Source organism: Bifidobacterium stellenboschense, assembly GCF_000741785.1.
Lineage (GTDB): Bacteria > Actinomycetota > Actinomycetes > Actinomycetales > Bifidobacteriaceae > Bifidobacterium > Bifidobacterium stellenboschense.
The window spans coordinates 37090-52527 of the sequence record NZ_JGZP01000017.1 but is presented as its reverse complement, the minus strand read 5'-3'; the positions used below and the strand labels follow the sequence as shown (position 1 = coordinate 52527).

Genomic DNA, 15438 nt, shown 5'->3' with positions numbered 1-15438 from the left:
GCGATGGGCGCCGGCTCGGGCGCCTACGGCTCCGACACCGGCGAACAGGACGTGACGCCCGCCAACGCGGTCGCGTCGGCCGGAACATACGATCCGCACGTCGACCCGTCCTCCGGCGAGGTCGTCGACGGGGGAGCGGGGACCATGGCCGCGAACGCCGGCGGTCCCACGGCGGGAGACGGCGCGGAACCGGCCGAACCGGTCGAACAGCCGTACCGCCTGCCCGACCTCAACCTGCTCGTCAAAGGCAAGCCGCATGCGGCCCGCACACCGGCCAACGACCGCGTGATCCGGGCCCTGACCTCCACGTTCCAGCAGTTCAAGGTCGACGCGAAGGTCGTCGGCTTCCTGCGCGGCCCGTCCGTCACCCAGTACGAGGTCGAGCTTTCTCCGGGCGTCAAGGTCGAGAAGGTCACCAACCTCCAGCGCAACATCGCCTACGCGGTCGCCAGTTCCGACGTGCGCATCCTCTCGCCGATCCCCGGCAAATCCGCCATCGGCATCGAGATCCCGAACGAGGACCGCGAGATCGTGCACCTGGGCGACGTGCTGCGCTCGCAGGGCGCGCTCGCCGACCCGAACCCGATGCTCACCGGCATCGGCAAGGACGTGGAGGGCAAGTTCGTCACCGCCGACCTCACCAAGATGCCGCACCTGCTCGTCGCCGGCGCCACCGGCTCCGGCAAGTCGAGCTTCATCAACTCGATGCTCACGTCGATCATCATGCGCGCCACGCCCGATCAGGTGCGCCTCATCATGGTCGACCCGAAACGTGTGGAGCTGTCCGCGTACGCGGGCATCCCGCATCTGCTCACGCCGATCATCACCGATCCGAAGAAGGCGGCGCAGGCGCTCGAATGGGTCGTCAAGGAGATGGACGCGCGCTATTCGGATCTCGAATACTTCGGCTTCCGCCACGTCAAGGACTTCAACAAGGCGGTGCGGGCCGGGCAGGTGCACGCGCCCGCCGGCTCGAACCGCAAGGTCGCGCCCTACCCGTACATCCTCGTTGTCGTCGACGAGATGGCCGATCTGATGATGGTCGCCAAGAACGACGTGGAAAGCTCGATCCAGCGCATCACGCAGCTGGCGCGAGCCGCCGGCGTGCATCTCGTGCTCGCCACGCAGCGCCCGTCCGTCGACGTGGTCACCGGCCTCATCAAGGCGAACATCCCGTCGCGTCTCGCATTCGCCACCTCCTCGGCCACCGACTCGCGCGTCATCCTCGACACGACCGGCGCCGAGACGCTGATCGGTCAGGGCGACGCCCTGTTCCTGCCGATGGGTGAGGCGAAGCCGAAGCGCGTGCAGGGCTCGTGGGTGTCCGAATCGGAGATTCGCAAGGCCGTCGAGTTCGTGCGTACCCAGCGCAAGCCGAAATACCGCGAGGACATCGAGCAGATGGCCAAGGAGGCGGAGAAGAAGGGGAGCGAACCCGACGAGGAGATCGGCGACGACATGGACGTGCTGCTGCAGGCCGCCGAGCTGGTCGTCACCACGCAGTTCGGCTCCACGTCGATGCTCCAGCGCAAGCTGCGCGTCGGCTTCGCGAAGGCCGGCCGCCTCATGGACCTGCTCGAATCGCGCGGCGTGGTCGGCCCCTCCGAAGGCTCGAAGGCCCGTCAGGTGCTCGTCCAGCCGCAGGATCTGCAGGCCGTGCTCGCGTTCATCCGCGGCGACGGCCCCGCGCCGCAGTCGGCGGGAGCGGCACAGGCGTAACGGACGGCCTCACGGGATTCTTTCAGGAACCCGTCAGGCCGTTCCCCTTTCGAGGTAGAGCAGTACGGGTAACGTGAAGACCATGACTGACGAACAGATCGTAGAGAACAAGAAACCGTCGCTGTTGGACGGATGGAACGCCCCGCCGAACCTCGTCACCTATTCGCGCATCGTGCTCGTCGTGGTGTTCCTCGTGCTATACGTGAAGGCCGGCCCGTGGGGCGGCGACGACCAGACCCTGCGCTGGGCCGCGGCGATCATCTTCATCATCGCGGCCTCCACCGATAAACTCGACGGGTGGATGGCCCGCAAATACAATCAGGTGACCGAACTCGGCAAGCTGATGGACCCGATCGCCGACAAGCTGCTCACTTGCGGCACGCTCGTCGTCGCCTCCGTGTTCGCCGAATTCCCGTGGTGGGCGACCATCCTGTTCCTCGTGCGCGAGATCGGCATCACCGTGATGCGCTTCTTCGTGATGGAGCGCCCCGGCGGCAAGGTGATCGCCGCCGCGTGGCCCGGCAAGCTCAAGACCCTCTTCCAGTGCATCGGCCTGGCCATGCTGCTGCTGCCCCTGTGGGTGTTCGACGGGGGGCAGTCCATGCCCATGTGGCTGAGCGCTACTACTTCCTCACCTACGCGCTGCTCTATGTGGCGCTCGTCCTGTGCCTCTACTCCGGCGGCGTGTACCTGTACAACACGTTCATCGGATCGAGGAAGCGCTGACGTGCAGCGCGACACGTTCGCCGCGGCGATTCTGAGGACCTGCGAATCGCATGGTCTGAGGATCGCCTGCGCGGAATCCCTGACCGGCGGCCTGCTCGCCGACGCGTTCGTGCGCATCCCCGGCGCGTCGCACGTGTTCCTCGGCTCGGCCGTCACCTACGACATCCGTGCGAAGGCGTCGATTCTCGGCGTCGACCGCGCGCTGCTCGCCCGCGAAGGCGCCGTGCACCCCGAGGTCGCGCGGCAGATGGCCATCGCGACAGCGCGCCTGTACGCGCAGCCGGAGGACGGCGACACGGTGATCGGGCTTGCCACCACCGGCGTCGCCGGCCCGGGACCGGACGGCGACAAGCCCGCCGGACTCGTCTACATCGGTGTGTCGCTGCCCCGGGCGGCGGCCGCGCTCGCGCCCGATCCGCGCGGGACGTGGATCGGCGCGGAGACGCCGATCGGCACCGTGCGTCTCGACGCGACCGACGACCACGGCCGTCGCACCATCGCCGTCGAGCTCCGTCTCGACGGCACCCGGCAGCAGGTGCGCGAACGCACCGTGCTGCGCGTGCTGCAGAACGTGAGCCAGTTCACATCAACATTCTGAGGTTTTTCGCTTCGCTGTGGGAATAGTCCGCGTTGTCCGGTTGTTGGGAACAGTATCGAGTGATACGAGACCCCGTAGGAAAGGGATGGGAACCATGGAGACGATGACGCGTACCGAACAGACGACGATGAAGCCCGCCGCGGCGATGGTCCGCCCCGGCACCGCGCGCATGCGCGAGCTCACCCCCGCACAGCGCCGGGCGGTCATGTTCGCCCAGCAGCAGATGATCCAGGCGCGTGCCGCGAAGAAAGCGAAGGCCGAGGCCGAGGAGGCCCGCCGTCGCATGTGGGCGGAGACCGACGGCGAGGAGCGCCCGGTGCGCGCCGCCATGACGGACGAATCGGCCGCGAAGACGGAGACGCGCGAACCGGCGGAGCTGTCGCTGCGCGAGGCCATCGGCCGCGTGCTGCGCGACCTGCGCACGCGCGACCACAAGACCCTGCGCGAGGTCAGCGAGAAGGCCGGCGTCTCCCTCGGCTATCTGTCCGAGGTGGAGCGCGGCCAGAAGGAGGCCAGTTCCGAACTGCTCAGCTCCATCGCCGAGGCGCTGGGGGTCAGCACCGCGCAGCTGCTGCGCATGGTCGCCGACCGTCTCGACATGGTCGGGGCGTGAGCCGGTGAGGGAACGCGAGTTCTGGCAGCTGCTCGAGGAGGTGTTCGGCCGCAGCTACGGCCGGGCGCTCTCCCGCGACCAGCAGCTGCCGCGGTTGGCGAACATGACGGTCGTCGAGGCTCTGGACGCGGGGGAGGAGCCCCGCGTGGTCTGGAACGTGCTGTGCGACCAGATGGGGATTCCCGACGCCGAGCGTTGGGGCCGGGATCACAACGCGCCGCCGATGCCCGCGCGATGAGCGGGGAATGGCCCGTCCGTTGATGCGGACGCGCGGGCGACGCGCCGATATATGTACTTTTCGTGAAGTCGAACAAATGTTCGTGCCGGTGCGCTATAGTTATCCACAGCGATAACCAACTGCGTTGCGCGCGGTGATGCCGCGCCATGGCGGAAAACCGTTGTCCCGATTGGGTTCATCGCCCCTCGGCGCGTCCCGTACGCCGCCGCGGAGGCGGGGCTCCGACCACAGGGGCGGGTTCTCCTTGCCGTGGCGGCGGCCGTCCCCCTACCGTGGGAACGATAACCCGCCGCAACCGTGAAGGAGAACACCATGGCACAGAAGACTAGCGCCGCATCGGGCAAGGGGCAGCCGTCCGGCGGCAAGGACGACCTCGACGCGCGACGCAAGGCCGCGCTCGACACCGCGCTGGCGCAGGTGGAGAAGAGCTTCGGCAAGGGGTCGGCCATGCGGCTCGGCGACCGTCCGGAGCAGAACGTGGAGGTCATCCCCACCGGTTCGCTCGCCCTCGACATGGCCCTCGGCATCGGCGGCCTTCCCAAGGGGCGCGTCATCGAGATCTACGGCCCCGAATCCTCCGGCAAGACCACGCTCGCCCTGCATGTGGTCGCCAACGCCCAGCGCAAGGGCGGCGTGGCCGCGTTCATCGACGCCGAGCACGCGCTCGACCCGGTATACGCCCGCAAGCTCGGCGTCGACACCGACTCGCTCATCGTCTCCCAGCCGGACAACGGCGAGCAGGCGCTGGAGATCGCCGACATGCTCATCCGCTCCGGCGCGCTCGACGTGATCGTCGTCGACTCGGTCGCCGCCCTCGTGCCGAAGGCCGAGATCGACGGCGACATGGGCGACAGCCACGTGGGCCTGCAGGCCAGGCTCATGAGCCAGGCGCTGCGCAAGATGACCGGCGCGCTCGCCCAGGCCGGCACCACCGCCATCTTCATCAACCAGCTGCGCGAGAAGATCGGCGTGTTCTTCGGCAGCCCGGAGACCACCACCGGCGGCAAGGCGCTCAAGTTCTACTCGTCGGTCCGTCTCGACATCCGCCGCATCCAGACCATCAAGAACGGCGAGGAGGCCATCGGCAACCGCACGCGCGTCAAGGTCGTCAAGAACAAGATGGCCCCGCCCTTCAAGTCCGCCGAATTCGACATGCTCTACGGCGAGGGCATCTCACGCGAGGGCTCCGCGCTCGACATGGCCATCCAGGTCGGCGTCGTCAAGAAGTCCGGCTCCTGGTTCACCTACGACGGCGACCAGCTCGGCCAAGGCCGCGAGAAGGTACGCCAGTTCCTCAAGGACAACCCGGCCATCACCGAGGAGATCGAGAACAAGGTCAAGGCCGAGTTCGGTCTCATCCAGCCGACCGACCAGTTCGCCGAGGACGACGCCACCAAGGCCGCCTCCGAGGCGGACGCGAACACCGAGTCGGTGGCCGCCAGCGAATCCAACACGGCGGCGAAGGCCCCGGCGAAGGGCGCAGCCAAGAGCCAGACGAAGCCGGCGGATGCCAAGACGCCGGACAAGGCCTGACATGATCAGCGCCGAGGCGTTTCTCGCGGGGATGGGGGAGCCATCCATCCCCGCGGTCCGGGACGATCCGTCCCGTCGCCCTGCCGTGCATGCGGGCGTCGTCCGTACCGATGATTGCATGCGCGGCGGTTCCGCGCGTGACGGGGCCGTCGCGCGTGACGACGCCGCGGACTTCGACGCATGCCGCGAGGCGGCGCTGCGTCTGCTCGACGCGGCGCCCCGCTCGTCCGGCGCGCTGCGCGACCGTCTGCTGGGCAAAGGATACGAGGAGGATGTGGTTGACGCCGTCATCGACCGTCTGATTCAGGTGCGTCTGCTCGATGACCGCGACTACGCCGAAAGCGCGATGCGGTACTGCGTGAACAGGATGATGGGGCGTCGCGGCGCCGTCGCGGAACTGACGCGCAAAGGCGTCACGCGGTCGATGGCCGAGCAGGTCGCCGGCGAGGCCGCGGTCGACGGCGCCTTCGAGGACGCCGCATGGGAGCTGGGACGCAAGATCGCCCGCAAGACCGAAGGCCTCGACCGTCAGGTGCGCATGCGCCGGTTCTGGTCGGCCGGCGGGCGCAAGGGGCACGATGCGGAGACGCTGCGCCGCGTCGCCGCGGAACTGTTCCGGTAATCCGGTTCGGATCATCCGTGAACCGAAACCACATCAAGACAAAATCAAGACAAATAAGGTGAGACCCCTTATACCCCGGGTTCTGTCGTGCCGTGCGCGAACGCGCGGCACGGATGGCCATCCATCTCGACCTGACGTCGCCGCCAGGCTCTAGCAGCCTACCCGATGGCACGGGCGAGCAGCCCTTACCGCCATCTGCTTGGCCTTGCTCCCGATGAGGCTTGCCATGCGGCCCGCTGTTGCCAGGGGCCCGGTGGTCTCTTACACCGCCGTTTCACCCTTACCCGTCAAGGACGGGCGGTCTGTTCTCTGCTGCGCTATCTCTCAGGTCGCCCTGGGCGGACGTTATCCGCCATCGTGCTCTATGGAGCCCGGAAGTTCCTCAGCCCGCGTCCTATGCAGAACTTGGGCCGCGGCCATCAAGGGGTCTCGACCGCACCACTATACACGACCGTCCGACACGTCCCCTCGGAACATGCTGGAAGACACGCGGGGAGGGCGGATTCGCACACGATCGAAACCCATGCAATCACGCGGATGTTACGGGCGTGACGCGGGAAAATGACGAAGTGTCGATAATCTTTCCGCGAGTTCTCCCGCCGTTAACGCCCGGTTCGTCTAGAATGGGGCGTACCCGGACGGTGAAGACGCCGTACGGAACGCAAATAGCGGGCAACCGCTTGAGTCAAGGGAGGTCCACATGGAAATCGTCGTTACCGGACGTCACACGCAGGTCAAGCCCAGGTTTCGTGATGTCGTAGAGAACAAGATGAATCGTGTGACCGCTATCGCGCCCGATGCGCAGCGTGCCCAGGTGGTGCTGTCGCATGAGGGCAACCCGCGTCAGGCGGACACCGCCAAGCGCGTGGAGATCACCATCATCGCCGGACGCACCGTGGTGCGCGCCGAGGCGTCGAGCGCCGACGAGTTCAGCGCGCTCGATCTGGCCATGGACAAGCTGACGCTGCGTCTGCGCCGCACGCGCGACCGCCGCAAGGACCATCGCCGCGGCTACACGAACCCGGTCCCGGTGGACATGGGCGTCGTCGAGCCGCCGGTCGTCGAGGAGGAGACCCCGGAGGAGGAGCCTAACAACAGCCCGGCCGCGGCAGTCGCCTCGGATCTCGGCCCCGGCGAATCCGTCGAGGTGCAGGTGGGCGACACCCCGATCGTCATCCGACGCAAGCTGCACATCGCCGAGCCGATGAGCATCGACGAGGCGCTGTACGAGATGGAACTCATCGGACACGACTTCTTCCTGTTCGTCAACAAGGAGACCGGACGTCCGTCCGTCGTCTACCACCGTCACGGCTGGAGCTACGGCGTGTTCGAGATCGACACCCCGGAGAACGTGAAGGCCGCCGAGTGACGTCGGTCCCGACGCACCGGACATCCGATCCGATAGACGAGGGCCGCGCAGTATACTGCGCGGCCCTCGCCGCGTTTCGGCCCATCGACATGATTCCGGGGATTTTGGTGAAATGCGCCGGCTTATCGGCAATATCGCGTAAGATAATCCGCAGTGTGTCTCTGCATGCGCGTCGTGGACCGACGGCGGGCAGCCGGTGGTCACGGGCGAATGTAGGGCGCTAACGAACGACACAGGAGCGAACAGTGGTAGATATCGTTGACAAGGCCCTGCGCATGGGCGAAGGCCGTCAGATCAAGAAACTCGAGAACGTCGCGAAGGCCGTGAACGCGCTCGAGGACGAGATCTCGGCGCTTTCCGACGAGGAGCTCAAGGCGCAGACCCCGAAGTTCAAGCAGCAGCTGGACAACGGCAAGAAGCTCGACGACATCATGCCCGAGGCGTTCGCCACCGTGCGCGAGGTTTCCAAGCGCACGCTCGGCCAGCGCCACTTCGACGTGCAGCTCATGGGCGGCGCCGCCCTGCATTGGGGCAACATCGCCGAGATGAAGACCGGCGAAGGCAAGACCCTCGTCGCCACCCTGCCGAGCTACCTCAACGCGCTCGAAGGCAAGGGCGTGCACGTGGTCACCGTCAACGACTATCTCGCCAGCTACCAGAGCGAGCTCATGGGACGCATCTACCGCTTCCTCGGCCTCAACGTCGGCTGCATCATCACCGAGCAGAAGCCGGCCGAACGCCGCAAGCAGTACAACGCGGACATCACCTACGGCACGAACAACGAGTTCGGCTTCGACTACCTGCGCGACAACATGGCGTGGGAGAAGAGCGAGCTCGTGCAGCGCGGCCACCACTACGCCATCGTCGACGAGGTCGACTCCATCCTCATCGACGAGGCCCGCACCCCGCTCATCATCTCCGGCCCGGCGGAGGGCGACGTGACCCGCTGGTACCGCACCTTCGCCAAGCTGGTCCTCAAGCTCGTGCGCGACGAGGACTACGAGGTCGACGAGAAGAAGAAGGTCGTCGGCATCAAGGATCCGGGCATCACCAAGGTCGAGGACTACCTCGGCATCGACAACCTGTACGAGCCGAGCAACACCGCGCTCATCGGCTACCTCAACAACGCGATCAAGGCGAAGGAGCTGTTCCTGCGCGACCGCGACTACGTCGTCACCCACGGCGAGGTGCTCATCGTCGACGAGCACACGGGCCGCATCCTGCCCGGCCGCCGCTACAACGAGGGCCTGCACCAGGCCATCGAGGCGAAGGAGGGCGTCGAGGTCAAGGCCGAGAACCAGACGTTCGCGACCATCACCCTGCAGAACTACTTCCGCATGTACGACAAGCTCGCCGGCATGACCGGTACCGCCGAGACCGAGGCGGCCGAGTTCATGAGCACCTACAAGCTGGGCGTGCTGCCGATCCCGACGAACCGCCCGATGATCCGTCAGGACAAGGACGACTTCATCTTCCGCACCAAGAAGGAGAAGCTCGCCGCCATCGTCAAGGACGTGGCCGCCCGCCACGCCAAGGGCCAGCCGGTGCTGCTCGGCACCGCGTCCGTCGAAAGCTCCGAGGTCGTCTCCACGCTGCTCGACGTCGCCAAGATCCCGCATCAGGTGCTCAACGCGAAGCAGCACGAGAAGGAGGCCGCGGTCGTCGCGGTCGCCGGCCGCAAGGGCGCCGTCACCGTCGCCACCAACATGGCCGGCCGTGGTACCGACATCATGCTCGGCGGCAACGTCGAGTTCCTCGCCGATGCCAAGCTCAAGTCCGAGGGCTACTCCCCGGAGGACACCCCGGAGGAGTACGAGAAGCGCTGGCCGGGCACCCTCGCCGAGGTCAAGGCGCAGGTCAAGGACGAGCATGAGGAGGTCAAGAAGCTTGGCGGCCTGTACGTGCTCGGCACCGAACGCCACGAGTCCCGCCGCATCGACAACCAGCTGCGCGGCCGTTCCGGCCGTCAGGGCGATCCGGGCGAGTCCCGCTTCTACCTGTCGCTCGAAGACGATTTGATGCGCCTGTTCAACACGCAGCTCGTCGCCCGCGTCATGGCCAAGGGCCTGCCGGAGGGCGAGCCGATCCACGCCAAGAGCGTCTCCAAGGGCGTGCGCACCGCGCAGAAGGCGCGCGAGTCGCAGAACTTCGAGATCCGCAAGAACGTGCTCAAGTACGACGACGTGATGAACAAGCAGCGCACCGTCATCTACTCCGAGCGCCAGGCCGTGCTCAAGGGCGAGGACATCCACGAGGACATCCTCCGTTTCATCTCCGACACCGTCGCCAGCTACGTGAAGGGCGCCAACAACGGCTCCGACAAGCCGAAGGACTGGGATTGGGAGGGCCTGTTCAAGGCGCTCAACACCGTGATCCCGACCGAGGTGACCGTCGACGAGGTCAAGGAGGCCGCCGAAGGCAAGAAGGGCGAGAAGGCCGTCGAGGCGGTGCGCGACGTGATCGTCGCCGACGCGAAGGCCAAGTACGCCGAATTCGAGGACACGCTCGGCGCCGAGGGGCTGCGACAGCTCGAACGCCGCGTCGTGCTCGCCGTGCTCGACCGCAAGTGGCGTGAGCACCTGTACGAGATGGACTACCTCAAGGACGGCATCGGTCTGCGCGGCATGGGCCAGCGCGACCCGCTGGTCGAATACCAGCGTGAAGGCTACCAGATGTACAACTCGATGGTCGAGGCCATCAAGGAGGAGTCCGTCCAGCTGCTCTTCCACGTGGACATCCGCGAGGTCGCCCGTACCGAGGACACGACCACCGAATCCGATGAGGATGCGGCCGTCGACGCCACCGAGAGCGAGCTCGGCATCACCGCCGCCACCGAGGCCGCCGGCCCCGACGAGGACGGCGAGAGCGAGGCCGAGGCCGCCGAAGGCGAGGTCGAGGAGGAGTCCGAGCAGGACGAGACCGAGAAGGAGGCCATCGCCGAGGCCGCGAAGGCGTCCGAGGCCGGCGAGACCACGTCCGCCATCTCCGGCCCCGCCCCGATCAGCCACGCCGAAGGCAAGGTCCCGGCCAACAAGCGTCCGAAGAACGAGGAGCTGAAGACCCCGTGGGCCGACGGCCGCACGTTCCCGGGCACCGGCCGCAACGCCCCGTGCCCGTGCGGTTCGGGCCGCAAGTACAAGATGTGCCACGGCCAGAACGAGAAGTGACGTCGGTGACGTCCATGATGTGACGTCCGTCCTTCGATGAGCGGCGGCTCCCTGCCTTCGGGCGGGAGCCGCCGCTTCCGTATCGCGGCCGTATGCGCCGCCGGGCGTTCTGCTATATGGAAGTTCCGGCGGGAGGAAACCCGAGGCCACTACAATGAGCGGCGTTACTGGTGAATCGGGCGCCGAACGCGCCAAGGAGGAACAATGGCAGAGATCACATGGAAGTCGATTCTCACCAAGCTGGTCGGGGGAGACCATCTGAGCGCCGGGGAATCCGAATGGTTCGTCGATGATCTGATGAAGGGCAACGCGAACCCGGCCGCCGTGGGCGCCGCGCTCGCGATGCAGCAGCAGCTCGGACTCACCCCGGAGGAGGTGTCCGGCGCGGCCAAGGCCATGGTGGCGCATGCGGTGCCGCTGAACGTCTCCGGCGAGACCACCGACATCGTCGGCACCGGCGGCGACGGATTCTCCACCGTGAACCTGTCGACGATGGGCTCGGTCGTCGCGGCGGCGGCCGGCGTGAAGATCGTCAAGCACGGCAACCGCGCCGCCTCCTCGAAGTGCGGCGCCGCCGACGTGCTCGAAGCGCTCGGCCTGCCGCTGGGACTCAGCCCCGAAGCGGTGGGGGAGATCGGCAACGAGGTGGGCATCACCTTCGCGTTCGCCCGCACCTTCCATCCGGCCATGCGCTTCGTCGGCCCGATCCGCGCAGCGCTCGGCATCCCGTGCGTGTTCAACGTGCTCGGCCCCCTCACCAACCCGGCCAAGCCCGCGCACGTGGCCATCGGCTGCGCCAAGCGCGAGGTGAGCCCGATCATGGCCGCCGTGTACGCCGCCAACGGCCAGTCCGGCATGGTGTACACCTCGCACGAGGGTCTTGACGAGCTCGCGCCCACCGGTCCGGTCTCCGTGTGGGAGATCCGCGACGGCAAGGTTACCGAGACCGAGTTCGACCCGACCGTCGAACTGGGATTGGCGAAGATCGACGTCGCCACGCTCAAAGGCGGCGAGCCCGAGGTCAACGCCCAGGCGTTCCGCGACTTCCTCGCCGGCAAGGACGTGCCCGCCCGCACCACCGCGCTGCTCAACGCCGCCTCCGCCATCGTCGCCGACGGCCATCTGGTCTCCGACGGCACGCTGGCCGAACGTTTCCGCGAAGCCTACGCGCTCGCCGAGAAGACCGTCGACTCCGGCGAGGCCGCGGCGCTGCTCGACAAGTGGATCGCCACCGCCCAGGCCAAGGCCTGACCCGCTCCGGAACGTGGAAAGCCCCTCCGCCTGACGAGGAGCGGAGGGGCAGGAAGGAAAGGAGTCCCACGGCCGCGTGAATCACACGGCCGTGAGGTGGGACGTCAGCCGAGCGTCATCGAATGACGACGCTCGTCGTGCCCGCGGTCAGCGGCACTTCGAGCCAGTCGCCCTTCTTCTTCGCGGCCGACCCGTCACTGCCATCGGGGTAGGCGACGGTCACGTCGGCGAGTTTGGCGCCCTTGAGCGGCCAACGCAGCGTGCCGTTCGTATTGCCCGGCATCGTCACCTGCAACGAGGTGCGGTCCTCATCCTGCTCGATGTCCACGGACACCGGGCCGCGCACGGTGATGACATCGCCCTTGGCGCGTTTGAGATCGGCCGGATGCGGTTCGACGAGGATCTCCGAGGCTCCGGCCTCGACGAGCCTCACACCAAGCAGCCAGCGGGCGATCGCCACGATCGGGCTGGCTCCCCACGGGTGGGAGAACGTGGTGTTCGGCTTGATCTCCGGGCTCCATGCCTCCATCGTCTGGGTCGCGCCCCAACGGTGGATCATCGACCACCAGGAGGTCTCGCTGTGCGAGCGCATGACCTCGAGCGCCGCCTGATCCTGACCGCAACGGTACAGGGCCTCCAGGAACCACGCCACGGCGTTGCAGCTGACCGGCACCCAGTCGAGACGACCGTCCGAGACCAGCCATTCGCCGATGCGCTTCATCTGGTCGGGCTCCGGCACGCCGAGCGCCGCCGAATACATGGTCGAATGGATGGCCGTATGGTCGGTGTCGCGGCCGTCATGGTAGGCGCCGAGCCGTTCGTCGAACATCTGACGGTTCATCGAATCGCGCATGCGCTCGGCCAGACGGCGGAAGCTGCGGGCGTCGTCATGGCGTCCGGACACCTCCGCGGCCTTCGACAGGTAGTCGAGCGCCGCATACTGCCACGCGTTGACGACGGTGTTCACGCGGGTGAACTCGAATCCGTCGATCTCCTTCGGCTGCGGCCAGTCGATGATGTCGTCGTTGAGCGGGGTCTTGCGGTCCTTTTCGATGAGACCGTCCCCGTTGAGCCAACGCAGCCCCTGCTCGCGTTCGTACAGGGCCCAGTCCTCGGCGAGCGCGTCGGCGTCGCCGGTCTCCAGATACTCCTCGTACGCCATCTGGATCGGCATGAACTTGTATTCGGTGAACTTGCCGGGGATGCGCACGATGTACCGGCAGGTCTTGCGCAGCAGGTCGTAGGAGTGCGAGTACACGACCTCGCCGCGGCCTCGGGTGAGCAGGTCTCCCTCATACGGCATGCGCTCGCGCGTCGGCGTGTCCATGTACAGGTCGTTGCGGTTCTCGATCATGCTGTTGGCGCACAGCCTCCACACTTCGTCGAGCACGTCGTCGGACGATGCGAACGAGCCGACCTGCGCGGGTTCGGGCACCACATCGTTGAGGAACGTGATGGCGTCGGACAGGTCAAGGTCGTCGACCGTGTCGATCTCCAGATAGCGGAAGCAGCGGTACCCCCAGTGTTCCAGGGTCTGGGCGCCTTCGCGCAACGTCCAGGTGTCCTCGTAGCGGATGCCGCTGCGCAGCTCGTATCGTGCCGATCCGTCCTCGTTGAGCTCCTCGCCCATGCGCAGCGTCAGTTCGGTGCCGGACAGGCTGCGCGGCGCGACGAGACTGGCGCGAACCGAATAGACGCGTTCCACGCCGGCGTCGAACAGCCAGCGGCCCGGGCCCAGTTTCGTCACGGATGCCGGATGGTATTCGATCCGTCCGATGCCGGCGGAGTCGTCGGCGTGGAGATTGTCGACCACGCCGCGCAGCGCGACGGGACGGAAGTCGGTGCCCGCGTAATGCGGCGCCTTCCAGCCGAGCGGTTCGTGCCGGGCGTCGATGTTCTCGCGCGGCGCCACGAAGTAGTTGACCTTCACGTTCATGTCGCCGGCCCAGGGCAGCCAGTCGAGTCCCGGACGTCCCTGCCATTCGGGGCCGGTGACGATGGTCTCCACATGGCCGTCGGCATAATGCACGTCGAGCAGCGCCTGCACGCGTCCGCCGGTCTGCGTCCACGCCTGGAAGGCGATGGTGTTGGTCGAGCCGGCCTTGAGCAGCGACGTGACGTCGTGGGTCTCGTAGGCGCGTCGACCGATGTCGCGCGTCGGCCCCTGGCCCGCGTACGCGTCGTTCACCCACACGCGGTACACATGCTGGCGCGCGCCGAACGGGGAACGGCCGGTGGCGTACAGGTATGCGCCGGTGATCTGCCCGTCAGGCAGATCGAAGTCGTGCCGGAGCAGCGCCCAGTAGTCGCCGGGGAGCACGTCGCCCAGCAGGCCGAACGCGTTCTCGTCGATGACCATGGCCCCGTCGGCCACATGCGCGTACGGCGGGACGACCGAGTCGTCGTCGTACGCGGCCTGGAACACGGGTTCGGTCTCGTTGAGGGGCACGATGGTCGCGTTCTTCACGGCGAGGGATTCGCCGGCGACCGTCTTGAAACCGTAGGACGGTCCGTCGAAGGCGATGTCGTCGTCCGAGTCGACGGGGACGTCGTTGATGAACGTGCCCGCATGATTGCCGTCGACGTTGATCGACAGATCCACGTAGTCGTGCAGGTCGATGCCGTCGGGCAGATCGACCGTCGCGATCGGGTTCTCATGGCCGTTGCGCATATGCACCTTGTACAGCTTGCGTTCGTCGGCGTCGAAACGCCACAGGTAGCCGTCCTGGCAGTCCACGGAGATGCGGAAGAACACGCCGGCGGACGTGCCGGTCACCTTGAAGCGGGTGGAGAACGTGCCGTTCATGCAGAGCGCCGGTCCCGGATCGGCCGGACGCACGTAGGCGCCTCCTTCGGTCCAGATGCCGGTCGCGTCGTCCCAATCGCGCGGGCCCAACGGTCCGACGACGACCTTGGCCGGTTCGCTCCAGCCGGTGAGCACGGAGTCGCCGCCGGCGCGTCCGATGCGCACGCGGACGCGCCAGAAGGCGATCTGACGGGAGGTGAGCCGTTCGAACGGCCACGGCACGGCGGTGCTCTGCGACGACCTGATCTCGGGCGTGCTCTGGATCGGGGCGCCGTCGGCGAAGCCTCGGGGGAGCGGGACAGCTGGATCTGATAGGACAGCTGGTCGCCGCCCACGCCGGGGACGACCGGCACCTGCCACCACAGGCGCGGACGCGTCTGCGCGATGCCGATCGGCTCGTCGCGCAGCGCGGTCAGCAGTTCGTGCGGACGGTACAGACCATCGCCTTCGTCATTGGACGCCGCCTGGAACGCCGGTGTGCCCGAAGTCGGTCTGGTTGCTACATTCATGGAAGCTCCTTTGCCGCTTGATTTCCGTATGGATGCGTGGTCCCCATTATGCCGGCGGAACCCGCGGACCGGCATGATTGCCAAGATTTGCCGCTGCCGCCGCAGCCTGCCGGCGGCGTCCCGCGGCGCCGGCGGCCATGGCCTCCCCGGCCTTGTTGCCACAGTTTGCCGCATGCATGCGAACACCGTCGATGTTCGTTCCCAGCCGTTCTCCCCATTGGATTCCACCCGTGGGCGAGAGCGCTCCAGCGACGTTCGGACGGGGGAGCGGAGGCCGTCGCGGTTTG

At 67.1% G+C, this 15438-nt stretch carries 10 protein-coding genes, 1 other RNA gene and 1 pseudogene; 10 read left to right on the top strand and 2 right to left on the bottom strand.

Annotated elements, in window-relative coordinates; translation table 11 throughout:
- From BSTEL_RS09015 to BSTEL_RS08985, 7 genes and pseudogenes are all read left to right on the top strand, one after another.
- Positions 1–1719 (top strand): DNA translocase FtsK (locus tag BSTEL_RS09015; protein WP_034529795.1); only part of this gene is annotated, 1719 nt, incomplete at its 5' end.
- An 82-nt stretch (positions 1720–1801) separates the two neighbouring features.
- Positions 1802–2445 (top strand): annotated as a pseudogene (pgsA, locus tag BSTEL_RS09010) (CDP-diacylglycerol--glycerol-3-phosphate 3-phosphatidyltransferase).
- 1 nt (position 2446) lies between these two features.
- The gene (locus BSTEL_RS09005) at positions 2447–3043 is read left to right on the top strand and encodes a CinA family protein (RefSeq protein ID WP_034529780.1); all 597 of its coding nucleotides are present in this window, start codon (positions 2447–2449) and stop codon (positions 3041–3043) included.
- 94 nt (positions 3044–3137) lie between these two features.
- On the top strand, positions 3138–3656 hold the full coding sequence (locus tag BSTEL_RS09000) for a helix-turn-helix domain-containing protein (protein WP_034529778.1): 519 nt from the start codon (positions 3138–3140) through the stop codon (positions 3654–3656).
- A gap of 4 nt (positions 3657–3660) precedes the next feature.
- Entirely contained in the window at positions 3661–3894 is a 234-nt protein-coding gene (locus BSTEL_RS08995) for a DUF3046 domain-containing protein (RefSeq protein ID WP_034529776.1), read from the top strand.
- A 312-nt stretch (positions 3895–4206) separates the two neighbouring features.
- A complete protein-coding gene (gene recA / locus BSTEL_RS08990; RefSeq protein ID WP_034529773.1) occupies positions 4207–5427 on the top strand; it encodes a recombinase RecA in 1221 nt (406 codons plus the stop codon).
- Positions 5402–6049: a regulatory protein RecX gene (locus tag BSTEL_RS08985; protein WP_084686229.1), complete on the top strand. Its 648-nt coding sequence runs from the start codon at positions 5402–5404 to the stop codon at positions 6047–6049. Before recA ends, BSTEL_RS08985 begins: the two co-directional genes overlap by 26 nt.
- A 55-nt stretch (positions 6050–6104) precedes the next feature.
- Here BSTEL_RS08985 and rnpB read toward each other — a convergent pair.
- Positions 6105–6481, bottom strand: an RNA gene (gene rnpB / locus BSTEL_RS11540) — RNase P RNA component class A.
- A gap of 268 nt (positions 6482–6749) precedes the next feature.
- Here rnpB and hpf point away from each other — a divergent pair.
- The 3 genes from hpf (at position 6750) to trpD (ending at position 11836) form a co-directional block, all read left to right on the top strand.
- Positions 6750–7418, top strand: coding sequence for a ribosome hibernation-promoting factor, HPF/YfiA family (gene hpf, locus BSTEL_RS08980; RefSeq protein ID WP_034529771.1), 669 nt, complete (start codon positions 6750–6752; stop codon positions 7416–7418).
- A gap of 245 nt (positions 7419–7663) precedes the next feature.
- The gene (gene secA / locus BSTEL_RS08975; protein WP_034529768.1) at positions 7664–10585 is read left to right on the top strand and encodes a preprotein translocase subunit SecA; all 2922 of its coding nucleotides are present in this window, start codon (positions 7664–7666) and stop codon (positions 10583–10585) included.
- Between the two features lie 204 nt (positions 10586–10789).
- Positions 10790–11836, top strand: a complete 1047-nt coding sequence (trpD, locus tag BSTEL_RS08970) for an anthranilate phosphoribosyltransferase (protein WP_034529767.1) — start codon at positions 10790–10792, stop codon at positions 11834–11836.
- 115 nt (positions 11837–11951) lie between these two features.
- Here trpD and BSTEL_RS08965 read toward each other — a convergent pair whose 3' ends face one another.
- Complete coding sequence (locus tag BSTEL_RS08965; RefSeq protein WP_476574992.1) at positions 11952–15002, bottom strand: family 78 glycoside hydrolase catalytic domain; 3051 nt, start codon at positions 15000–15002, stop codon at positions 11952–11954.
- Positions 15003–15438 lie beyond the last annotated feature (436 nt).

What these genes read in the sequence shown, in the direction of transcription:
- BSTEL_RS09000 (WP_034529778.1), top strand. Translation starts at nt 3,138, where the DNA reads ATGGAGACGATGACGCGTACCGAACAGACGACGATGAAGCCCGCCGCG.
- recA (WP_034529773.1), top strand. Translation starts at nt 4,207, where the DNA reads ATGGCACAGAAGACTAGCGCCGCATCGGGCAAGGGGCAGCCGTCCGGC.
- BSTEL_RS08985 (WP_084686229.1), top strand. Translation starts at nt 5,402, where the DNA reads ATGCCAAGACGCCGGACAAGGCCTGACATGATCAGCGCCGAGGCGTTT.
- hpf (WP_034529771.1), top strand. Translation starts at nt 6,750, where the DNA reads ATGGAAATCGTCGTTACCGGACGTCACACGCAGGTCAAGCCCAGGTTT.
- trpD (WP_034529767.1), top strand. Translation starts at nt 10,790, where the DNA reads ATGGCAGAGATCACATGGAAGTCGATTCTCACCAAGCTGGTCGGGGGA.